The sequence below is a fragment of the Natronospira sp. genome (assembly GCF_007134575.1).
Lineage (GTDB): Bacteria > Pseudomonadota > Gammaproteobacteria > Natronospirales > Natronospiraceae > Natronospira > Natronospira elongata.
The window spans coordinates 1-21,241 of record NZ_SLKM01000148.1; the positions used below are offsets into that span (position 1 = coordinate 1).

The following is a 21,241-nucleotide window of genomic DNA, read 5'->3' on the forward strand; positions in this document are numbered from 1 at the left end:
ATCATCAGCGAACGTCGACGCCGTGGTCCCTGGGGCCTCGCCGGCGGGCGCGAGGGCCAGGCCGGGCGTAATCATCTCAATGGCCGGGCATTACCGGGCAAGGCGAGTTTTTCCGTCGTCGACGGTGATCGACTGTTGCTGGAGACACCGGGCGGGGGCGCTTGGGGGGACCCCGGTCCGGCATGATAAAATGCCCCATTAGATTCCCCGCAACCATTGGGACGCCGACCATGAATCCTTGGAAATCGCTGTTGCCTGCCATGCTCCTGGGAATGCTAATGGCCCTGTCCGCTTGCGCCATGATGGGCCCGGGAGAGGTGGATCCGGATGACGACCGCTCCATCCAGCGGGCCGTGCAGTCGGAAATCCGTAATGCCCCGGTCCGTGGCGCAGGGACCGTGCGAGTCGCGGTGGAAGAGGGTGTGGTCACCCTGACCGGTTCCGTGCCCGAGCCGCAAGCCATTGGCGATATTGTGATGCGTGTCGAGGGCGTGCCCGGTGTGCGCCGTGTCATCACCGATGTGGATTTTGACGGCAGTGACGAGCGCCGGGATATGGAGCCCGTCAACGGCGGCTGACGAAACGCCCAACCATTTTCATTCATGCAGGACTTGCCATTATGACTATTGAAGACAAGATCAAGGAACAGCTGGACAGCAACGACATCCTTCTCTACATGAAGGGAACGCCGGACTTTCCCCAGTGTGGGTTTTCCGCCCAGACCGCGCAGGTACTCAAGCAGGTCGGTGTGCCTTTTTCCTATTTCAACATCCTGGAGGATCAGGAACTTCGGGAGCGTCTGAAGGAGTATTCCAACTGGCCTACCTACCCTCAGCTCTACATCAAGGGTGAGCTGATCGGTGGTTGCGACATCATCATGGAGATGTTCCAGTCCGGCGAGCTAGAGAAGGAACTCAAGGCAGTCGCCAGCGACTAAGCCCTTGTGTAAAGGGCATTGAAAAAGGCCGCAGCCCGAGTGCTGCGGCCTTTTTTATTCCCTGTTGCCGATGGCTTCCTGATAGACGGGCTTGAGGCGATTGATGATGTCGCAGAATAGTTCCGCGGTCTGCTCCGCGTCATAGGCGGCCGAATGGGCGGCCTTGTCATCCCATCGTAGCCCCGCTGCCTTGGCTGCCCGGTGGAGTACGGTCTGGCCGAAGGCAGCGCCGCCCAGAGTGGCGGTATCGAAGCTTGAGAAGGGATGGAAGGGGTTCCGTTTGATGCCACAACGTTCCACTGCGGCATTGAGGAACTGGAGGTCGAACCAGCTGTTGTGGCCAACCAGTATTGCTCGGGTACAGCCAGTGTTGCGGACTTCCGCGCGGATCGGCTTGAAAAGCCGGCCCAGGGCGTCCGCTTCCTTCATTGACGGGCGCAGGGGATGATCCGGGTCGATGCCCGTGACTTCCAGTGCCGCCGCCTCGATGTTGGCGCCCTCGAAAGGCGCAACATGAAAACGATAGGTCTCACCGCGATAGAGCTCGCCGCGATCATCCATGTGCACCAGTACGGCAGCAATTTCCAGCAGGGCATCGGTGGCCGGGTTGAAACCACCTGTCTCCACATCCACCACTACCGGTAGAAAACTCCGGAAGCGGTCAACAATCCGGGGATCCTGGTTCTGGTAGTCCTTCTCGCAATCCTCTTTCATGCCTGCTCCAGCTCTGCGGTCCAGGCGACTGTTTCGCCGGCCCGAAATGGTACGACCACATCCGGCCCCATGGGCAGGTCAGCCGGGACTTGCCGAGGCTGCCGTGAAAGCCTGACCTTGCCCTGGTTTCGTGGCAGGCCATAGAAGTCAGCCCCGAAATGGCTGGCAAACCCTTCCAGTCTGTCCAGGCGTCCCACGGCCTCAAAGGCCTCTGCATAGAGCTCCAGGGCGGTGTGAGCCGAGTAAATGCCGGCGCAGCCGCAGGCCGATTCCTTGGCGCCACGGGGGTGGGGGGCGCTGTCCGTGCCGAGGAAGAATGAGGGTGAGCCGCTGGTGGCCGCTTCCAGTAGGGCATGACGGTCTTCCTCCCGCTTCAGGACGGGGAGGCAGAAATGGTGGGGGCGCAGGCCACCGCGAAACAGGGCGTTGCGATTTTCCAAAAGGTGCTGGGGAGTGATGGTGGCCGCCACCCGTGCCGGCGCCTGGTGCACGAAGTCCACTGCTTCCTGAGTGGTGATGTGTTCGAAGACCACCCGCAATGGAGCATGGTCCTCCACCACCTGCATGAGTACTTCGTCGATGAAGCGCTTCTCCCGGTCGAAGAAGTCCACTTCCGGCCGGGTTACCTCGCCATGAACCAGCAGGGGAATGTCATGTTCCGCCATGGCCTCCAGGGCGCCTCGGACATTGCGGATGTCGGTGACGCCCGAGGCCGAGTTGGTGGTGGCGCCCGCCGGATAGAGTTTGAAGGCGTGGATGTCATCATGCTCGGCGGCGGCCTTGATGGTGTCTTCGTCCGTATTGTCCGTCAGGTACAGGGTCATGAGCGGCCGAAAGTCACTACCTTCAGGGATCGCAGCCTGAATGCGGTCCCGGTAGGCTTCCGCCTCAGCGACGGTGGTCACCGGGGGGTTCAGATTGGGCATGATGATGGCGCGGGCAAAGATGCGGGCCGTCTCCGGGACCACGGCCTGCATGGCGGCCCCATCGCGCACATGCAAATGCCAGTCATCGGGGCGAGAGATTACGAAGGTGTCCATGAGCTTCCTGATTTGCATCGGATACGGCGGCCATTGTACCAGCCCCCGTTCCGACTACTTTTCTCCGATCAGGGAGTTGTCCAGGAAACTGAGCCATTCCACGCCGAAACGGACACCAAAACCGGTCACATCGCCGGGGACGTGGGCCAGGCCGCCCTCCCGTTTGCCGGCGGAGAGGTCTATATGTACCCAGCCGATATCCTCAGCGACGAAACGGCCAAGAAAGCGGGCCGCATAGAGGTGATCGGCCTCGGCCGGGGGGCGACACTGGATGACGTCGGCCACGGACGATTCCAGATCTTCGTCGTAATCCGCTTCCCAGGGCAGCGGCCAGACCCGCTCACCGCTACGCTCCCCGGCGCGAATCAGGGCTTCGACCCAGTCGCGGCGGTTGCTCATGGCACCGCTCATGCGTTGCCCGAGGGCGGCTACACAGCTGCCGGTGGGGGTGGCGTAATCCAGGATTGCCCTGGGTTGCTGGCGACTGGCCAGGGCCAATGTATCGGCCAGCACCATGCGGCCCTCGGCATCGGTGTTGACGATCTCGATGGTGGTCCCGTCAAGGGCGGTGACCACGTCATTCGGTCGCGTGGCACGGGACCCAATGTGGTTTTCCGCCAGGGCGAGCCAGCAGTCCACGGCATGGGGGAATTTCAGGCGGCTAAGGGCAAGCAGGGTGCCCAGCGCTACCGCACTGCCCTGCATGTCACCATGCATGCCGTACATGCCGCTGGCATTTTTCAGGTTTGTGCCGCCGGTATCGAAACAGATTCCCTTGCCCACCAGGGCCAGAGGTGCGCTGGTCCCGCCAGCCGGGCGGTAGCTGAGGCGGAGGATGCCGGCGTCCCGGTTTGGACTGGCGGCGGTGACCGAGAGAAAGGCACCGGCGCCCAAACGGTCCAGCTCCTGCTCATCGTAAAAGTGGCTGTCCCAACCTTCCTGGCGCGCCAGGCTTTCGGCCAGTTCCCGATATTGACCGGGAGAGAGGTGATTGCCCGGTAGCTGGGTCAGCCATCGGGCCAGCTGATTGCCTTCCGCCGTGGCCTCTGCCCGACTGATGTCGGGCGCCCGGTGGGGACCAAACAGGTCAAGGCTCTCCACGCTAAGCGCTTCCAGGGTAGTGCGGCCGCTGCGGGGCGGCTGGTAGAGGGCAGCGTAGAGGCCCGCAATGATGGCTTCGGTCATCCTCTCGCCCTGGTGGATGTCGGCGGCAAGATCAATCACCGCCAGTTTCCGGGGCCGGTCCGAGAGCAGCAATTCCAGGGTCTTGCGGGCCAATGACAGGGCCTGGAAGGCATTCAGCCCCTTGTCCACGCGCAGCCGGGCGATGCGGCAGCCGCCGCGGCTGCCAACGGCGGGATTGCTGCTCTCTGGATGCTGTTGGAAACAGTCCGCCTCTATCCCGCCGAGCCAGGCGGGTTGCCGCGTTTGAATGCCGGCCGTCTCCTCCGCCCCGTCAATGATCAGGATCATGGCATCGAATTGCTGCTCCGGGCTTTCATCCGGGAGCCTTGTGTCCTGTTTTATCTGGATTTTCGGCAAATCGGGCAGTTTCAGGGGCATGGTGTTGTCCTTGACCTTGGCAGTGCAAAAAACGATCATACTCGCTGTTTGAACGGTGGGTGGCGGCGGTCAGCCCAATGTGTCGCGTTGCCGTCGATGCGCCCGACCTTCCTCGGCCCGGGGCATGTCGGCGCCGCAATCCACGCCCGCCCCACCGGGCCCAGCCTTCCTTCGCGTCTTCGTCACGCTGTTCAAACGGCTTCGGCGAAGGCTGCAACCCGGCATCCTACGACAGATGCCGGAAAGATGAATAAAAATTCCTGCTGATTAAGGATTCAACATGGCGGACAACGAACGCTTCAAAGATGTGGACCCGGACGAGACCCGGGAGTGGATCGAGTCCCTGGAATCCGCCCTGGCCGTGCACGGCCCGGAGCGTGCCCACTTCCTCCTGGAACAACTGATCGATCACGCCCGGCGCTCTGGTGCCTATTTGCCCTATCGGCCCAACACGGCCTATCTCAATACCATTTCAACCGCTCGCGAACCGGGTTATCCAGGCGACCGGGAGCTGGAGAAGCGTATCGAGGCCATGATCCGCTGGAATGCCATGGCCATGGTCGTGCACGCCAACCGCAAGGGCACCGAACTGGGCGGTCATATTGCCAGTTACGCCTCCTCGGCCATTCTCTATGAAGTCGGTTTCAATCACTTCTGGCGCGCCCCCAGCGATGACCATCCTGGTGACAAGGTCTATATCCAGGGCCATTCCTCTCCCGGTATCTATGCTCGGAGCTACCTGGAAGGCCGCCTGAGTGAGGAGCAGTTGCTGCATTTCCGAGAAGATGTGGATGGCAAGGGGATTACGTCCTACCCCCATCCCTGGTTGATGCCCGATTACTGGCAATTCCCCACCGTTTCGATGGGGCTGGGCCCCATCATGGGCATCTATCATGCCCGCTATATGCGCTACCTGGAGCATCGCGGTCTGATCGATCCCAAGGACGCCAAGGTCTGGTGTTTCCTGGGTGATGGGGAGATGGACGAGCCGGAATCCCTGGGTGCCATCAGCCTGGCTGCCCGGGAAGGCCTGGATAACCTGATCTTCGTGGTCAACTGCAACCTGCAGCGCCTGGATGGCCCGGTGCGGGGCAACGGCAAGATCATCCAGGAGCTGGAAGCCGATTTCCTCGGCTCCGGCTGGAATGTGATCAAGTTGATCTGGGGTAACCGTTGGGATCCGCTGCTGGAAAAGGACACCAAGGGTCTGCTGCGTCGTCGCATGGAAGAAGCCGTGGATGGCGAGTACCAGAACTTCAAGGCCAAGGGCGGCGCCTACACGCGGGAATATTTCTTCGGCAAGTATCCCGAGCTCAAGGAAATGGTCGCCAATATGTCCGACGAGGAGATCTGGCGCCTCAACCGAGGTGGCCATGATGCCCGCAAGGTCTACGCGGCCTACCACCATGCGGTGAATCACAAGGGGCAGCCCACCGTCATTCTGGCAAAGACCGTCAAGGGCTTCGGCATGGGCAAGGCTGCCGAGGCGAAGAACATTGCTCACCAGCAGAAGAAGCTGGGCGAGGAAGACCTCAAGTACTATCGGGATCGGCTCAACCTGCCCATATCGGATGAGAAGATCAATGACGTGCCGATCTATCGTCCCAAGGAAGACAGTCCCGAAATCAAGTACATGAAGTCCCGGCGCGAGAAGCTGGGTGGGTACCTGCCGGCCCGGGAAGATAAATCACCGAAGCTGGAAATCCCGGCCATTGATATCTTCAAGCAGCACCTCAATGGCACGGATCGGGAAATCTCCACCACCATGGCCTTTGTGCGGATGCTGACCGCGCTCACCAAGGACAAGCAGATCGGTAAGTACATTGTGCCGATCATTCCGGATGAGGCCCGCACCTTCGGCATGGACGGGCTGTTCCGTCAGTTGGGGATCTACAGTTCCGTGGGCCAGCTCTACAAGCCCCAGGATGCCGACCAGCTGATGTTCTACAAGGAAGACAAGAAAGGTCAGATTCTGCAAGAAGGCATTACCGAGGCGGGTGCCATGTCCTCATGGGTGGCGGCGGCCACGGCCCCGGCCAACTGGGGTGTGCCCACCATTCCCTTCTACAGCTACTACTCCATGTTCGGCTTCCAGCGCATCGGTGATTTCGCCTGGGCCGCCGGTGACATGCAGGCCCGCGGCTTCCTCATGGGCGGCACCGCCGGTCGAACCACCCTGAATGGGGAAGGGTTGCAGCACCAGGATGGCCACAGCCATATCCTGAGTTCCACTATCCCCAATTGTGTGGCCTATGATCCGGCTTTTGCCTACGAAATGGCGGTCGTGGTGCACGATGGCCTCAAGCGCATGTACGAAGACAAGGAAAATGTCTTCTACTACATCACCATGATGAACGAGAACTACACCCACCCGGCCATGCCGGAAGGCGCCGAAGAGGGCATCCGCAAGGGCTTGTATCTCTTCCGTCAGGGTGACAAGCGCAAGAAAAAGCGGGTGCAGCTGCTAGGTTCCGGCACCATCTTCCGCGAAGTCATTGCGGCGGCCGAGTTGCTGGAGAAGGACTTTGGCGTCAGCGCCGACATCTGGAGCGCCACCAGCTTCACCGAGCTGCGTCGGGACGGCATGGATGTGGATCGCTGGAATCGCCTGCATCCGGATGCCAAAAAGCCGCGCCGTAGCTGGGTGGAAAAACAGATGGAAGGCTTCGATGGCCCGGCCGTGGCGGCCACGGATTACATTCGCGCCTTCCCGGATCAGATTCGCCCCTGGATGGATCGCCATTATCTGACCCTGGGCACCGATGGCTACGGCCGCAGCGACAGCCGCGACAATCTGCGTCGTTTCTTCGAAGTGAACCGCTATCACATCGCCGTGACCGCATTGAAGGCGCTGGCCGATGAGGGCGGGTTCGACAAGAAGAAAGTGGCCGAAGCCATCAAGAAATACGGCATCGATCCGGATGCGCCGAATCCCGTCACCGTGTGACGGAGAGCTCCGAGCCACGAGTAACGAGCTTCGAGCAGCCGGCTCGTCGATCGTTGCTAGTGGCTCGTAGCCCGGTACTCGAAGCCAGTACAAGAGAAACCTGAACAAAACCTGAAGAAGGCAACCCCATGGCGGACAAAATCCAAGTCAAGGTCCCGGATATCGGTGATTTCGATGAAGTGGAAGTCATTGATGTGCTGGTGGCAGAGGGGGACAGCGTCGAGGCTGAGGATGGCCTGATTACCCTGGAAACGGACAAGGCAGCGATGGATGTGCCGGCGCCCCAGGCGGGCAAGGTGCTTAGCCTCAAGGTGGCCAGTGGAGACAAGGTCTCTGAGGGCACGGTAATTGCCGAGCTTGAGGCAGTGGAAGGTTCAGAATCGGCTCAGGACAAGGGTTCTGATGAGCCATCTGGATCCGATGATTCTGATACCGATGAGGATCAGTCCCAGCCTGCCAGCGATGCGACGGAAGAGGCGACGCCGGCCGGCGAAAAGCAGGAAGTGGAGGTCACGGTCCCTGATATCGGTGACTTCGATGAAGTGGAATTGATTGATGTTCTGGTGGCTGAAGGGGACGAAGTCGAAGAAGAGCAGGGCATCGTTACCCTGGAAACGGACAAGGCGGCCATGGATGTGCCTGCGCCCCATGCCGGCACTATCAAGTCATTGAAGGTCAAGGCCGGAGACAAAGTGTCTCAGGGCAGTGTGGTTGCCGTGATGGAAGCGGTGGTGGGTGGTGTTGAGCCTGAACATTCCGCCTCCGAAAGTGAGCCGAAAAAGGCAGACAAGCCTGAATCTCCGAAGCCCGGTCAAGACAAGAAAAGCGAGCCCACCGGTGATGCAGGCGGTGGTACGGATAAGGGGCTGGATAGAGGCTCCCTCCAGGCCATTGACGAATCCGGCTTCGCCAAGGCCCATGCCAGCCCCTCGGTACGCAAGTTCGCCCGGGAACTGGGTGCGGATCTGGTCAAGATTCACGGCTCCGGCTATAAGGGCCGGATCACCCATGATGATGTGAAAAAGTGGGTCAAATCTCAGCTTCGTGGTGCCGGTGGCGGTGCTGGTTTGCCCCAGGTGCCGGATATTGATCATTCCAAGTTTGGTGATGTGGAGCGGGTGCCGCTGGGCCGAATCAAGAAGATCTCCGGTCCCCGTCTCCAGGCCAGCTGGGTCAATGCGCCTCATGTGACGCAGCATGATGAGGCTGACATCACCAAGATGGATGCGGTACGCAAGGCCCTGAAGTCTGACGCCGAAGCCATGGGCACCAAGATGACGCCCCTGGCCTTCATCATGAAAGCCTGTGTGCATGCCTTGCGGGAATTCCCGGATTTCAACAGCTCCCTGGATCCGGATGGCGAGCACCTGGTGATGAAGAAATACTTCCACCTGGGTTTTGCCGCCGACACGCCCAACGGTCTGGTGGTGCCCGTCATTCGCGACGTGGATGATAAGTCCGTCTTTGATGTGGCCCGTGAACTGGGCGAGCTGGCCGAGAAGGCCCGCAATGGCAAGCTTCAGCAGAAGCATATGCAAGGCGCCTGTTTCACGGTCTCCAGTCTGGGCGGTATCGGTGGCACGGCCTTCACCCCCATTGTCAACGCCCCGGAGGTGGCTATCCTCGGCGTCTCCAAGGCCGAGATGAAGCCGGTATGGAACGGCCAGGATTTCGAGCCAAGGCTCACGCTGCCTCTGTCCCTGTCCTATGACCACCGAGTCATCGACGGCGCCGCCGCCGCCCGCTTCACCCGCTACCTGGCGGATGTGCTGGGCGAATGCAGGAATCTCGTTATGTGAGCAGCGAGCACGAGCAACGAGCCAAGAGCAATCGGCTCGCCGCTCGCTGCTCGTAGCTCGCCGCCCGGCGATCGAAGTCCGTACAACAGAAACTTGAAGAGAACCCGAAGAAGGCAAACTCATGGCGGATAACATCCAAGTCAAAGTCCCAGACATCGGCGATTTCGATGAAGTGGAAGTCATTGATGTGCTGGTGGCGGAAGGCGACAGCGTGGAGGCGGAAGACGGGCTGATTACGCTGGAGACGGACAAGGCGGCCATGGATGTTCCTGCGCCTCAGGCGGGCCGGATCATCAGCCTGAAGGTGAGTGCCGGCGACAAGGTTGCCGAGGGCTCGGTGATTGCCGAGCTGGAAGCCGAGGAAGAAGACACCAAGAGTGATGCCGGAACGGCTGCCCAGGAGAAAGCGGAAAGCCGGGCGTCCGGGTCCGAGAAAAAATCTGAAAAGGCCGAGAAACCGGCGCCGGCAACGGCCCAATATTCCGGCGATGCCGACAAGCATTGCGATCTACTGGTGATCGGCTCCGGGCCAGGCGGCTATACCGCCGCCTTCCGTGCAGCCGATCTGGGTCTGAAAGTCATTCTGGTTGAGCGTTATGAGTCCATTGGCGGTGTCTGTCTTAATGTGGGCTGTATTCCCTCCAAGGCCTTGTTGCACGCGGGCAAGGTCATCGACGAAGCGGGCGCCATGGCCAATCATGGGGTGGATTTCGGCAAGCCGAAGATTGACCGGGACAAGCTACGGGAATGGAAGAACCAGGTAATTGGAAAGCTCACGGGCGGTCTGGCGGGGCTTGCGAAAAAGCGTAATGTGGAAACGGTCACCGGCCTGGGTCGTTTTGCCGATGATCGCCACCTCGTGGTGGATAAGGACGGAAAGGAAACTGTCATTCATTTCGACAAGGCCATCATTGCCGTTGGATCTCAGCCGGTGAAGTTGCCCTTCATCCCGCACGATGATCCGCGAGTCATGGATTCCACCGATGCCCTGGAGCTGGAAGAGCTGCCCAAGAAGATGCTGGTGGTGGGCGGCGGCATCATTGGTCTTGAAATGGCCAATGTCTATTCTGCTCTGGGGGTGGTGATCGATGTGGTCGAGCTCACTGACCAGCTTATGCCGGGGGCCGACAAGGACATCGTCAAGCCCTATGAAAAGTATGTCTCCAAGCGCTACGCGCGCATCATGACCGGCACCAAGGCCAGCAAGTTCGAAGCTCACAAGAAGGGCATCAAGGTGACCTTTGAAGGCAAGGACGTTCCCGGGCCTACCTATTACGGGCGGGTTCTGGTAGCTGTGGGCCGTGCTCCCAATGGCGGCAAGATCGATGCCGAGAAGGCCGGTGTGCAGGTGGATGATCGTGGCTTCATTGCCGTGGATCGTCAGATGCGAACCAATGTGGACCACATCTTTGCCATCGGCGATGTGGTAGGACAGCCCATGCTGGCCCACAAGGCCACCCATGAGGGCAAGGTGGCGGCCGAAGTGGCGGCGGGGGAAAAATCCTATTTTGACGCTCGCGTCATCCCCTCTGTCGCCTATACCGATCCGGAAGTGGCCTGGGTTGGCCTGACGGAACAGCAGGCGAAGTCGGAGGGGATCGATTACGAAGTCGGCAGTTTTCCCTGGGCCGCCAGCGGCCGAGCGCTGTCATTGGGGCGCGATGAGGGGCTGACCAAGCTCTTGTTTGATCCCAGGACGGACAAGATCTTGGGGGGTGCCGCAGTGGGCCCCAACGCGGGCGAGTTGGTAGCAGAGATGGCGCTGGCCATAGAGATGGGGGCGGATGCCGCCGACATCGGACTCACCGTTCATCCTCACCCAACCCTGAGTGAAACCGTGGCATTCAGCGCCGAGGCCTTCGAGGGCAATCTGACCGATCTGTACGTGCCAAAGCGGAAAGCCAAGCGCGAATGAATTAATCAGAGGTTCCCTAAGACACGCTCCGCCCCTGAGTCAGGCAGCCAGAAGTCGATGCGTGATGTGGGCCAGCAGCTCTCCCTGTTTCGGGTGTGCGGGGAGTGGCCGTTCAATTCGATGGCGGCAGCCTGGCATGGACAGATCGGTCAATGCCATGCTCTCCGGCGCCTGGCCTGCAGCCTTTTCGTGGATGACCACGGTTGGGCGGAGTCGGGTCTGCGGCTGGCTCATGATTACCACGGCCTTGTCCCCGCTGGTTAGCAATACCTGGGTGCCTGGTGGGTAAACGCCCAGAGCACGACGCAGGCCTTCCATGCATTCCCGGCCCCAGCGATCGGCTTGAATACGGTTAAGCCGTACCGCCGCTTCATGACCCGATAGGGCAGGTCTGCGGGGCCAGTCAGCGGTCATCGCATCGTAAGCATTGGCCAGACCAAGTATGCGGGTCTCCAGTGACAGCTCACGGGTGCCGCGGAGCTGTCTGGGAAAGCCGTCGCCATTCAGGTGTTCCTGGTGGCGGTGGACCATCTCAATGACCATTTCGGACAGTCCGCAGCGTTTGAGTCGTTCAGCGCCCCTTACCGGCATGGCGTGAATCTGTTCCCAATCGTCCATCCGCAATTGCAATGGCTCAAAGACGATTCGGTCGGGCAGGCCGAGTTTGCCCACGTCATGCAGAAGCGCCGCCATGCCCAGGGCTGTACGGTTTTCCATGGACAGGTTCAATTGCTCGGCCATGAGCAGCGACAGGGTGCAGACGTTGAGCGAGTGCGATATCAGCCGTTGGTCCGGCTCATACAGGGCATTCAGCCACAGCATGGCATCCGGATGATTGATCAGTTCCCGGTTGAGGTTGTTGAGGCTTTCACCCAGCGTCTCCACCGAGGCGGCCGTGTCCTCACTGAGTTGCTCAAAGACGGGTCGCAGGATGGCTTTGGCCTGTTGTCTTCGTTGTTGGCAGCGGCTCAAGCCGGCACCGAAGCCCGGGGGTTGTTGTGAGGTGGTCGATACTGGCTTGCTGGCTGCGGGAATGGGCACCCGGCTGCGGGCCGCGTCCACCCAGACATAGCGGCAATAATCTCTAAGGATGCCAAGTTCCTGCTCGTCGCGGAGTTCGAAACCCTGAAACAGGAAGGGGGTTTCCGTCCACGGCCGGTCAAGCTGGCTTATGTATAATCCAGGGACCAGATCGTGAACGGCCACCCGGACTTGTCCCGCGCTCGGCATGAGAGTCCCCTCGCCAATTTTATCCTCCCGGAATGGGTTGGCGGGCCCAATTCTACCCGGAATGCTGCTTGAATACTCTTACTTGAGACTAGCAGGCTGCTCGGGTATTGCCGTCGTCGAGTGACGGGCGGGCCAGATTGGCGACGGACGGGGGGATTCCGGTGCCGGGCGGTGACTTCCGGTAGAATAAGACGCCCATTTTTCAGGAATTCTGAGAGATCCATGAAGCAGCAGCAGGCCGCCTCCGGCAGGGGAACCGTCAGCCATTCCAGTGAGTGCGACATGCCGACCGCCCATGGTTGTTTTCGTATGCATGTCTTTGCCGAAGCGGGGAGTGGCCGTGAGCATGTGGCCTTGGTAATGGGGGATCTGGGCGGCGAGCCGGCACCGCTCTGCCGGGTTCATTCGGAGTGCCTGACCGGTGAGGTGTTGGGCAGCCTGCGCTGTGATTGCGGCAGCCAGCTTGATGATGCCCTGGCCCGCATCGCCGCCCTGGGCCGCGGGATTCTGATTTATCTTCGCCAGGAGGGGCGTGGCATCGGCCTGACCGAGAAAATCCGGGCCTATGCCCTCCAGGACCAGGGTCTGGACACGGTGGAAGCGAACGAGCGCCTCGGTTTTGATGCCGATCTGCGCAATTATCGTCCCGCCGTTGATATTCTGGCCTGGTTTGGGCTTCCGCAGGTCCGGTTGATGACCAATAATCCGAGCAAACTCTCGGCGCTTCGTGCGGAGGGCGTGGAGGTGGTGAACCGTGAGCCCATCATTGCCGATCCCACTGCTCATAACGAAGCCTACCTGCGCACCAAGCGAGACCGCATGGGCCACCTGTTTGACCCCCTGGACGGCGGCGAAGACTGAGGTCATAATGGTTCAAACATTCGTTTGAATCAGGAGGCAGTATGACCGGGCTTCGCCAGTCACCGGAGGAACTGGCCAATGTGGCAACCCATGGCCTGGGCGTATTGGTAAGCCTGGTGGCCGGCACGGTGCTGATTACCCTGGCCGCGATTTACACAGGGCCGCTGGAAGTGGTGACTGCGTCGGTTTTCGTCACTGCCCTGGTCCTGCTGTATCTGGCTTCCACTCTCTATCATGCCGCCAGCCGTCCGGCACTGCGTCGCCGCCTCAAGGTTTTGGATCACTGCGCCATCTTCCTTCTGATCGCCGGTACCTATACGCCGTTCACCCTGGTGGGGCTGAACGGCGGCTGGGGGTGGAGTCTATTCGCTGTTATCTGGGGGTTGGCGGCGTTCGGCATCGTGCTCAAACTGTTTTTCACCGGACGCTACCGACTGTTATCCACGGCCACCTACGTCACCATGGGCTGGCTGGCAATGGTGGCTTTCGTGCCCATGACCCGGGAACTGCCGCCGGCGGCGCTCAGCTGGCTGATCATAGGTGGCGTCACCTACACCGCCGGCACGGTTTTCTATCACAATGAAAGAGTGCCTTACTCCCACGCCATTTGGCACCTTTTCGTTCTGGGCGGGAGTATCTGCCATTTCACTGCTGTCAGTTTCCAGCTGTTTGGGTAGGCTTACGGAAGGGCAGTGATTGAGCGCCTAGTAGATGTTGGGAGAGCGCCGCTCCAGCAATAGGGTGTCTCGCCAGATGCCGTTCATGCGGGCGATATTCTCCCGTCGGCCTACGAGCCGAAAATCCCGGGATTGAAACAGGCCAAGACTTGCCTGATTTTCCGGGAACACGATTGCCTGCAGGGTCCAAAGAGACCTGGCTTCGGCATAGTCGATAAGGGCATCCAGCAAGCGTTGGCCCAGGCCTTGGCCACGGCAGCTTTCCGCGACATACAACTGCACTTCCGCCACCCCCTGATAGCACCGTCGTTGGCTGGTTGGGGCCAGTGCAGCCCAGGCAGTCACACCCTTTGTGCTCTCATGAACCAGGATCGAATCCGGATGCTTGTAGGATCGCCACTCGGACCAGTCCCTGGGAATACTGTTTTCCGTTTCGAAGCTGGCCTGGCCGGTCGCTACACCTTGCAGGAAAATGGACCGCATAAGCGGCCAATCGCTTTCCTTCGCCGCTCGTATCCCCCCTGCTGAATTTCCATCCCGCGCATTCATGAGGCTGCAGCCCGTGGGGTCAGTTGTTCCAGGGCCTCCTGCGGGCTGTGAGCGACCACCAGCATGTCGCGATGCTCGGGGTCCATGAACCCTTGTCGGCAGGCATGGTCCATCCAGCTGCGGATCCCGGTGAAATCCTCGAAGGGGTCGAGCAGGATAATGGGCTCATCAATCAAGCCCAACTGGCGCCAGGTGAGCACCTCGAACAGCTCATCCAGCGTACCGAGGCCGCCGGCTAGGGCAATGAATGCGTCTGATAGCTCGATCATCCGTTGCTTGCGGCTGAGCATGTCAGACACAACTTCCAGTCGCGTGATGTTGCGGTGGCCAACTTCGCGACTCTCCAGAGACTCGGGGATGACGCCGAGCACTTTGCCCCCGGCTGCCATTGCGGCGTCGGCCATGACGCCCATCAGGCCCACACGACCGCCACCATAAACCAGGCCATGGCCTTGCTCTGCCAGCGCCGCGCCCAGATTGTGAGCGAGGCGGGTGTAGTCAGGATTCCGGCCATGCCGCGATCCGCAGAAGACGCAAACATTGCTCAATTGCTGCACTCCATCGGCTTTTTACACTGATCCGCAGTGTAACCGACTGCAGGCCGTTGGAAGAATTCAGCCTTGGCCAGCACCGAGTTGCCGGCATGAAAAGTCTGCGCCCTTGTACGCAGCGGGTCTTGGGCAATATGACCATTTTCCATGCCTGTTTCCGACGAATGGCCAGCTGAATTGGATGGCCGTTGGGTCAACGGGCTGTTGTCTCAGGTCTTCTTGCTGATAGACTTTTTAGGGCGTCCCAAGGGACGGTTGGGGAAGCCGGCGGCATCATAGCGCTCGGGCCAGATCTGCTGTGGCTTGAGTCCGATAGCCTCGGCAATTGCTCTTTCCATGCGTGGGTAAGGTTTTCGCAAGGCCAGGATCGCTGCATCACGGCTTACGCCATGCCGCCGGGCCACGTCGGCAAGCGAGGAGCCGCGCAAACGAAGCTGGTATTTGATCCATTCCCGTCGCTGCCGCGGCTCGCTGGGGATATCTGGGGCGTGGCTTTTGGTCATTGGCGGTTACGTAGCAGAGTACTGCTCCAGTAGAGCGCAACATCTTGCCAAGACTGGGCGGCAATTACCAGTTTCGACAGTGAAAGATGAGGAATGTCCCATTCGGCCATCCGCCGGGCGGGCAAATAAGCAGGGCAGCTCGGAGTCAATGGATATGCTCAAACAACGATTAAGGCGATGTGCGGAATTGGCGGGTAATGGTGCCTGCCTGGCCCGCGAGACGGGGATTCCCCGGCGTACTCTGGAGACCTACCTGTCCGGTAATGCCGAGCCCAAGGCATCCCGCCTGGCCAGTATTGCCCGCGCCGCCGGGGTGTCTGCGCATTGGTTGTTGACTGGTGAAGGCCCGGAACGGGAAGGGGATCTTGGGCCGGCGGTGGATTTTGTCGCCCTGGAGCAACCTGCCGTGGCTGATCCGGCGGAGTCCAATCAGGATCTCCAGGGCGGACGGAGCGAGCCGCTATGGATTGCATTTCAGCCGGATTGGCTGCGTGAGCGTGGCTGGAACGAGAAGCACTTGCGCTTGCTTGAGAGCCGTAGCGACTGCATGACCCCGACCGTGCAGGATGGGGCACTCCTGTTGGTGGATGCTTCTCACGATGAGTTGAGTGAAGACGGTCTCTACGTACTCGAGGTGGATGGCGCCCTGCTTGTCAGGCGCATCCAGCTTGATGTTGAGGGTGGTGTCCTCGCCACCAATGACAATCCCGCCTACCGGGAACAGTATTTGCGCCAGGAACGCAAATCGGACCTGTCCGTTTTCGGCAAAGTTGTCTGGGTGGGTAATCCCCTCGACTGAGCCTTCCCGTCCCCCTTTGTAATCCAGGCACCCCCTTGCTTCGGTCATTCGCTGCCGGTATACGCCCGTGGTTGACGATGATCGATCCATAATAAGTTAAAAAGTGATATAAAATCGATACAGAAAATTCCCAGGCAGCGTAACGCTTTGTCAAAAAAGCCTTAAATGTTGTTGACTTCATGTACAAAGCATGTACATTTGGGGCGTGGGCACGTGGGTGTCTACGCACGCCAAACGAACATGGGTACCAACGTGGGGCGGCTGCGCTTCGCTTCCAGGAGGTCAAATCATGAAGAAACGGCAGTTTTTGCTTAGTTTGTTGCTGGCTGCGTTTTTTGCGCTTGCCGGCTGCTTCAGCTCCAGCAGTTCCAGCGATGATGACGACGATGCTGGCAATGGTAATGGCGATGCCGGTGAGGTTGCCGAGCTTCGCGCCTACCACGCCTCGCCCGATGCGGGGCCGGTGGACATCTACGTAGGTGGTGAGCTGGTGCTGGAAGAGGTTGGCTTTCCCCTGGCGAGCCCTTACCTGGAGGTGCCGGCCGATGAGCTCACCGTTCAGGTGGTCCCTGCGGGCGGCGAGCTGGAAGATGCTGTTATCGATCAGGCAGTGACACCCTCGGCTGACGGTCGATACAGCTTTATCGTCTGGGGTTCGGTTGAAGCCGGCAATCTGGACGTGGCCATCATCAGCGATCTCAATGATGGTGTGGCTGATGGCTTCGTGAAGCTGCGACCGGCTCACCTGGCTGTCGGCGCGCCCGCGGTGGATCTCTATCTGACGACCGTGGATGCCGATCTGGACGATGCCGAGCCGGCGGCGACCGATCTGGCTTTCGGCGATATTGCCGACGAGTTTCTCGAAGTGGCTGCCGAGACCAGTCGTATTCGGGTTACGGTCAGCGGGACAACCGACGTGGTCTATGACTATGTGGCTGAGCTCGGCGATTTCCCGGGCGTCTCCATGCTGGCCGCCGCGGTGAACACCGATCAGGGCTTTTCCCCGATTCTCATCGGTGCTGCCACTGATGTGGGTGCCGCCCCCTTCCTGCCGCTCATTGATCAGCAATCGGAGGTGCGCGTTGCCCATGGTAGCCCGGATGCCGGTCCGGTGGATGTGGAAGTAAGCACGGATGAGGGTGATTCCTGGATTCCCCTGGTTGAGGGCTTGTCCTACTTCGAACACACCGGCTATGTCCGCGTGCTGGGCGAGCTGGATTATCTCGCCAGAGTGCTGGATGCAGACGGCAATGTTGTCGGTGAGCTTGATCTGTCCCCTGAGCCGGGCAATGCCTATTCCGTCTTTGCCCTGGGTGAAGCGGGTGCTGGAAGTCTGACCTTCCTGCCTACCCTGGACCGTTCCGGGCCGGTGTCCGGAGATGATTTCGCCATCCGCGCCGTCCACGGCATTATTCCCGGGCCCACGGTGGATGTGGAGGCCGACGGTGGAGCGCTGATCGAGGAATTGTCGGAAGGCGAGGCCAGTGATTTCGCCGAAGCCGCGGCCGGCACCTATTCGGTGGCTGTGGTTACCTCGGACGGTGGCGATCCTGTTATCGGCCCGCTTGATCTCGAGTTCGATGCAGGCAGTGTGTATACCGTGGTTGCGCTGCCGGAAAGCGAGGAGGGCGACGAAGAGCCGACGCCGTGGCTGATTGTTGACCGCGAAGCAGATTGATTTGATCTGATTGTGGAGGAATCCAGGGCCCGGCCGTGAAGGTCGGGCCCTTTTTTGCTGTGATTGCCGGTCGTCCCCCATGGCGCGCCACCCGTCAATCCGGCTTTTCATTTACCGCATTCAGCGCCATACTTTGGGTGGATCGGCAGGGGCGATAAACACTCTCCATTGTCGATACGGGGGATTTTCTCAAGTTTTAGTCAGGGGGAGCCCATGTCTAGATCACGCACTGCCCTGGTCGCTGGTATCGCCGTTTTTTCTCTGCCGGCGATCCTGATCGCCGATCCCTTCCTGCCGGCGGAGCCGCGGGCCTTGGGGATGGGGGGGGCCGCCGTGGCCACTGCCGATGGGCCGAATTCAGTGATGTATAACGCCGCTCTGGCAGCACCCTCCATGCGCCGTTACCGGACCGGGCTGACTTTTCCCTCCTTCGGGGTCTCCCTGGCGGATCAGGAGGAATTCATTGATGCCTTCGATGAGTTCGATGACTCCAATGTCATTGATCGGGCTGAAATCGATATCAGGGCCTTCAATGACACCTTCAGCCTGATCCAGCAGCGAATCGATAACGAGGAATATGACAGCAACGAAGCCCTGGAGCAGGACATCAGTCTTTTGTCCGCCGACCTCAATACCCTGGATGGCACCCGCGAGGAATTAAAGCAGCGTATCGAGGCCATGTCCGATAAGCCGATTACCTTTGAAGCCAGGGCCTCCGGTGCTTTCGGTACCCGCCTGGGTGCCTGGGGAACGGGCCTCCATTACCAGGTGCGGGGTCTGGGGGGCGGTCTCTTCCTGCTTGATGAGCAGGATTTCGGCTTGATCGATGGCAGTTTCGGGCTTGCGGCGAATGTGGTCTCCTGTCTGGAGGAGGCCGCTTCCGGCGATGAGCCGGACCAGGATCGTCTGGAAGAATGTCGTGATGCGGACCTGCCCGACGAGGACACTACCGACGATTTCGTTTCCGAGTTCCAGTTCCAGGGTGCGGTAATGCAGGAGCTTGGTTTCACCCTGGCGCGGGACTTTCATGTCGGTGGCCGTACTCTGGCGGTCGGTGTAACCCCCAAGCTGGTGGACGTTGATACCTTCGATTACATCGTCACGGTCCAGGACGAAGACGATGTGGATTTTGATGACCGGCGAGACAGTCATAGCAACATGAATGTGGATATTGGTGTTGCCATGGCTATCCGGGACGACATGCGGGTCGGTGCCAGCCTTCGTAATCTCTTCCCTCAATCCTATGGGACCGTGGAGGGCCGTGACATCGATCTGGATCCACAGCTTCGAGTGGGATTCAGCTGGGATCGCCGCATGTTTACATTGGCCGCTGATCTGGATATTACCGAGAACAAGCCTCTGGGCTTTGGGCCGGATACCCGCTTCCTGTCCTTCGGCGGTGAGTTGCGGCCTCTCTCCTGGATCCAGCTGCGTGCCGGCTACCGGATCAATCTCGCCTCTGACAGTTTGATCGAAGACGTGGCCTCTGTTGGTGTCGGTCTTTCCCCCGGCCCCATACACGTGGACATCGGCGCAGCCGGGAACAGCAATGAAGTCAGCGGCTATTTTCAGTTCGGTTTCCGCTTCGGCAGTTGATGCAGGTGACAGACCGCGGTGAGCCATCTGCCGGTGTCGGCATCCTCGTCTTTGACGGGGTAGAGGTGCTGGATTTTGCCGGGCCCTTCGAGGTTTTCTCCGTCACCCGGCGGTCGGGTGAGAGTCGCCTTGACGGGCAGTCACCCATGCCACCCAGGCTGCTCTCGTCGGGCCGCCGCGAAATCACGGCTACCGGGGGCCTGCGCGTGACTGCCGACGCTTCGCTGGAGGACGCGGCGGGCCTGGACGCATTGGTGATTCCAGGCGGATACGGCGTCCGCGCTCTGATGGCCGACGAGGCCTTCCTTGCCCGTCTTCTGCAGTTGTCCCGCGATGTCGAGCTGGTGATGTCGGTCTGCACTGGTGCCGGCGTCCTGGCCCGCGCGGGCCTGCTTCGCCAACGGCGGGTCACCACTCACCACGCCTACCTGGAGTGGTTGGCCGAGCTGGCGCCGGACTGTGAGGTGGTCGGGGATTGTCGAGTGGTGGACGAGGGGGATCTGGTAACCGCCGGTGGTATTTCAGCCGGCATCGATGCGGCTCTGCACCTGGTCGAGCGTTGGCAGGGGCGCGCTGTCGCGGATGAGACCGCGGCTTACATGGAATATCGGCGTCAGCCCGTCGGGCCCGGTGCCGCTTGAGTTGGCATGGCTGAAAAAGAAAGCCGCTGCCGGCTGCGGCCGGTAGCGGCTTGTCGATTGCGCATCGTGTTTGGGCTCAGCGCTCCAGCATCTCCAGCTTGCCTGACTTGCCGTCCCAGTCGTCGGCGTCTTCCGGCGGATCCTTCTTTTCGGTCAGCACCGGCCAGTCCTGTGATAATTCTTCATTGAGCTCAAGGAAATGCTCCTGCCCCTCCGGCAGGTCATCTTCCGAAAAGATCGCTTCTGCCGGACATTCCGGTTCGCACAGCGTGCAGTCGATGCATTCTTCCGGATCAATGACCAGCATATTGGGGCCTTCGTGGAAGCAGTCCACGGGGCATACTTCGACGCAGTCGGTGTACTTGCACTTGATGCAGTTTTCGGTGACGACGTAGGTCATGAGGTCTGGCTCCCCTGACTGGGTGATTGCTGTTCTGAGTAAAAGCCTATTGTGCCACAGCTGACAAGGGTCTAGCTGCCCGGACGACGGACATCCTGGATGTGAAAACCCTCAGTGCCCCGGTCCAGGTCCTGGTAGTAGCGTTCCAGGCAGAAGCGAACGCTCGGGAAGGCGAGTTCCTCCCAGGGGATATCCTCACGTCGGAACAAGGCCACTTCCAGGCTCTCGCTGCCGGCAGCATAACGCTCATTCACCAGCCGTGCCCGGTACATCAGATGGACCTGGTTTACATGCACCACATGGGTCATTGAGACGGCGCTGCCGATCTCCACTTCGGCGCAGGCTTCCTCGCGGGTTTCCCGGGCCGCGCCCTCGCGGGTGGTTTCGTCGTTCTCCAGAAAGCCCGCCGGCACGGTCCAGTAGCCCAGCCGCGGTTCGATGGCTCGCCGGCAGAGCAGGATGCGGTCGCCCCAGGTCGGCACGCAGCCCACCACCAGCAGGGGGTTGCGGTAATGGATGGTACCGCACTGCTCACAGACATAACGGGGCAGGCTATCCCCTTCGGGGACTTGTACGCTAATGGGCTGGGCGCACTCGGAGCAGAAATTCATGGAGTCATCACTGGCTTGGCGGTTGGCGACGGCATTGGATGGGCGGGAGAAAATGGTGCCCGGGGTCGGACTCGAACCGACACGGCCTCGCGGCCGGGGGATTTTGAATCCCCTGCGTCTACCAATTTCGCCACCCGGGCGGGTGAGCGCGAAAGATACCATGAATCCCCGGTGATCCGCAGCCCCCGACTGCGGATCGGGCCGTATACACGGCTCGCCCGGGGGTGAGC

The 21,241-nt window shown here is 60.3% G+C and carries 22 protein-coding genes and 1 tRNA gene; 12 read left to right on the forward strand and 11 right to left on the reverse strand.

Going from position 1 to position 21,241, the window contains the following annotated elements; translation table 11 throughout:
• The 3 genes from ACJWXQ_RS05840 to grxD form a co-directional block, all read left to right on the forward strand.
• Window positions 1–186 (forward strand): hydantoinase B/oxoprolinase family protein (locus ACJWXQ_RS05840; protein ID WP_406672357.1); only part of this gene is annotated, 186 nt, incomplete at its 5' end.
• Window positions 187–230: 44 nt separating this feature from the next.
• A complete protein-coding gene (locus ACJWXQ_RS05845) occupies window positions 231–578 on the forward strand; it encodes a BON domain-containing protein (protein WP_346050238.1) in 348 nt (115 codons plus the stop codon).
• Between the two features lie 41 nt (window positions 579–619).
• Complete coding sequence (gene grxD, locus ACJWXQ_RS05850; RefSeq protein WP_346050236.1) at window positions 620–937, forward strand: Grx4 family monothiol glutaredoxin; 318 nt, start codon at window positions 620–622, stop codon at window positions 935–937.
• Between the two features lie 54 nt (window positions 938–991).
• Here grxD and rnt read toward each other — a convergent pair whose 3' ends face one another.
• From rnt to ACJWXQ_RS05865, 3 genes are read right to left on the reverse strand one after another with little or no spacing between them, the layout of a single operon-like run.
• A complete protein-coding gene (gene rnt / locus ACJWXQ_RS05855; protein WP_346050234.1) occupies window positions 992–1,651 on the reverse strand; it encodes a ribonuclease T in 660 nt (219 codons plus the stop codon).
• The gene (pyrC, locus tag ACJWXQ_RS05860; protein WP_346050232.1) at window positions 1,648–2,691 is read right to left on the reverse strand and encodes a dihydroorotase; all 1,044 of its coding nucleotides are present in this window, start codon (window positions 2,689–2,691) and stop codon (window positions 1,648–1,650) included. Before pyrC ends, rnt begins: the two co-directional genes overlap by 4 nt.
• Window positions 2,692–2,745: 54 nt before the next feature.
• Entirely contained in the window at window positions 2,746–4,293 is a 1,548-nt protein-coding gene (locus ACJWXQ_RS05865) for a M17 family metallopeptidase (RefSeq protein ID WP_406672358.1), read from the reverse strand.
• A 241-nt stretch (window positions 4,294–4,534) separates the two neighbouring features.
• Between ACJWXQ_RS05865 and aceE the strand changes: the two genes are divergently transcribed.
• From aceE to lpdA, 3 genes are all read left to right on the forward strand, one after another.
• Window positions 4,535–7,201 carry a pyruvate dehydrogenase (acetyl-transferring), homodimeric type gene (gene aceE, locus ACJWXQ_RS05870; RefSeq protein ID WP_346050228.1) on the forward strand — a complete coding sequence of 889 codons (2,667 nt, stop codon included), beginning with the start codon at window positions 4,535–4,537 and terminating at the stop codon, window positions 7,199–7,201.
• 128 nt (window positions 7,202–7,329) lie between these two features.
• Window positions 7,330–9,000 carry a dihydrolipoyllysine-residue acetyltransferase gene (gene aceF / locus ACJWXQ_RS05875; protein ID WP_346050226.1) on the forward strand — a complete coding sequence of 557 codons (1,671 nt, stop codon included), beginning with the start codon at window positions 7,330–7,332 and terminating at the stop codon, window positions 8,998–9,000.
• Between the two features lie 121 nt (window positions 9,001–9,121).
• A complete protein-coding gene (gene lpdA / locus ACJWXQ_RS05880; protein ID WP_406672359.1) occupies window positions 9,122–10,915 on the forward strand; it encodes a dihydrolipoyl dehydrogenase in 1,794 nt (597 codons plus the stop codon).
• A 39-nt stretch (window positions 10,916–10,954) separates the two neighbouring features.
• On the opposite strand, the gene ACJWXQ_RS05885 is transcribed toward lpdA, so the two are convergent.
• On the reverse strand, window positions 10,955–12,145 hold the full coding sequence (locus tag ACJWXQ_RS05885; protein WP_346050222.1) for an HD domain-containing phosphohydrolase: 1,191 nt from the start codon (window positions 12,143–12,145) through the stop codon (window positions 10,955–10,957).
• A gap of 222 nt (window positions 12,146–12,367) precedes the next feature.
• Here ACJWXQ_RS05885 and ribA point away from each other — a divergent pair, with 222 nt between their 5' ends.
• Together ribA and ACJWXQ_RS05895 are read left to right on the forward strand one after the other, a co-directional pair.
• The gene (gene ribA, locus ACJWXQ_RS05890) at window positions 12,368–13,006 is read left to right on the forward strand and encodes a GTP cyclohydrolase II (protein ID WP_346050219.1); all 639 of its coding nucleotides are present in this window, start codon (window positions 12,368–12,370) and stop codon (window positions 13,004–13,006) included.
• 41 nt (window positions 13,007–13,047) lie between these two features.
• Window positions 13,048–13,683 carry a hemolysin III family protein gene (locus tag ACJWXQ_RS05895; protein ID WP_346050217.1) on the forward strand — a complete coding sequence of 212 codons (636 nt, stop codon included), beginning with the start codon at window positions 13,048–13,050 and terminating at the stop codon, window positions 13,681–13,683.
• A 27-nt stretch (window positions 13,684–13,710) separates the two neighbouring features.
• On the opposite strand, the gene ACJWXQ_RS05900 is transcribed toward ACJWXQ_RS05895, so the two are convergent.
• The 4 genes from ACJWXQ_RS05900 to ACJWXQ_RS05915 form a co-directional block, all read right to left on the reverse strand.
• Complete coding sequence (locus tag ACJWXQ_RS05900) at window positions 13,711–14,166, reverse strand: N-acetyltransferase family protein (protein WP_346050215.1); 456 nt, start codon at window positions 14,164–14,166, stop codon at window positions 13,711–13,713.
• A 62-nt stretch (window positions 14,167–14,228) separates the two neighbouring features.
• Complete coding sequence (locus tag ACJWXQ_RS05905; protein ID WP_346050213.1) at window positions 14,229–14,780, reverse strand: TIGR00730 family Rossman fold protein; 552 nt, start codon at window positions 14,778–14,780, stop codon at window positions 14,229–14,231.
• The gene (locus ACJWXQ_RS05910) at window positions 14,777–14,932 is read right to left on the reverse strand and encodes a hypothetical protein (RefSeq protein WP_346050211.1); all 156 of its coding nucleotides are present in this window, start codon (window positions 14,930–14,932) and stop codon (window positions 14,777–14,779) included. Before ACJWXQ_RS05910 ends, ACJWXQ_RS05905 begins: the two co-directional genes overlap by 4 nt.
• 60 nt (window positions 14,933–14,992) lie before the next feature.
• The gene (locus ACJWXQ_RS05915) at window positions 14,993–15,286 is read right to left on the reverse strand and encodes a helix-turn-helix domain-containing protein (protein WP_346050209.1); all 294 of its coding nucleotides are present in this window, start codon (window positions 15,284–15,286) and stop codon (window positions 14,993–14,995) included.
• A gap of 154 nt (window positions 15,287–15,440) precedes the next feature.
• Between ACJWXQ_RS05915 and ACJWXQ_RS05920 the strand changes: the two genes are divergently transcribed.
• The 4 genes from ACJWXQ_RS05920 (at window position 15,441) to ACJWXQ_RS05935 (ending at window position 20,000) form a co-directional block, all read left to right on the forward strand.
• Window positions 15,441–16,085 (forward strand): S24 family peptidase, encoded by a 645-nt coding sequence (locus tag ACJWXQ_RS05920; RefSeq protein ID WP_346050207.1) that lies wholly within the window; start codon window positions 15,441–15,443, stop codon window positions 16,083–16,085.
• A gap of 289 nt (window positions 16,086–16,374) precedes the next feature.
• Complete coding sequence (locus ACJWXQ_RS05925; RefSeq protein WP_346050205.1) at window positions 16,375–17,763, forward strand: DUF4397 domain-containing protein; 1,389 nt, start codon at window positions 16,375–16,377, stop codon at window positions 17,761–17,763.
• Between the two features lie 213 nt (window positions 17,764–17,976).
• The gene (gene traF / locus ACJWXQ_RS05930) at window positions 17,977–19,359 is read left to right on the forward strand and encodes a conjugal transfer protein TraF (protein WP_346050203.1); all 1,383 of its coding nucleotides are present in this window, start codon (window positions 17,977–17,979) and stop codon (window positions 19,357–19,359) included.
• On the forward strand, window positions 19,359–20,000 hold the full coding sequence (locus tag ACJWXQ_RS05935) for a DJ-1/PfpI family protein (RefSeq protein ID WP_406672360.1): 642 nt from the start codon (window positions 19,359–19,361) through the stop codon (window positions 19,998–20,000). The genes traF and ACJWXQ_RS05935 overlap by 1 nt, the downstream gene beginning before the upstream one ends.
• A 76-nt stretch (window positions 20,001–20,076) precedes the next feature.
• Here ACJWXQ_RS05935 and fdxA read toward each other — a convergent pair whose 3' ends face one another.
• The 3 genes from fdxA to ACJWXQ_RS05950 form a co-directional block, all read right to left on the reverse strand.
• A complete protein-coding gene (gene fdxA, locus ACJWXQ_RS05940; RefSeq protein ID WP_346050199.1) occupies window positions 20,077–20,400 on the reverse strand; it encodes a ferredoxin FdxA in 324 nt (107 codons plus the stop codon).
• 71 nt (window positions 20,401–20,471) lie between these two features.
• A complete protein-coding gene (locus ACJWXQ_RS05945; RefSeq protein WP_346050197.1) occupies window positions 20,472–21,011 on the reverse strand; it encodes an NUDIX hydrolase in 540 nt (179 codons plus the stop codon).
• A 53-nt stretch (window positions 21,012–21,064) separates the two neighbouring features.
• Window positions 21,065–21,151: transfer RNA gene (locus ACJWXQ_RS05950), tRNA-Leu, on the reverse strand.
• Window positions 21,152–21,241 lie beyond the last annotated feature (90 nt).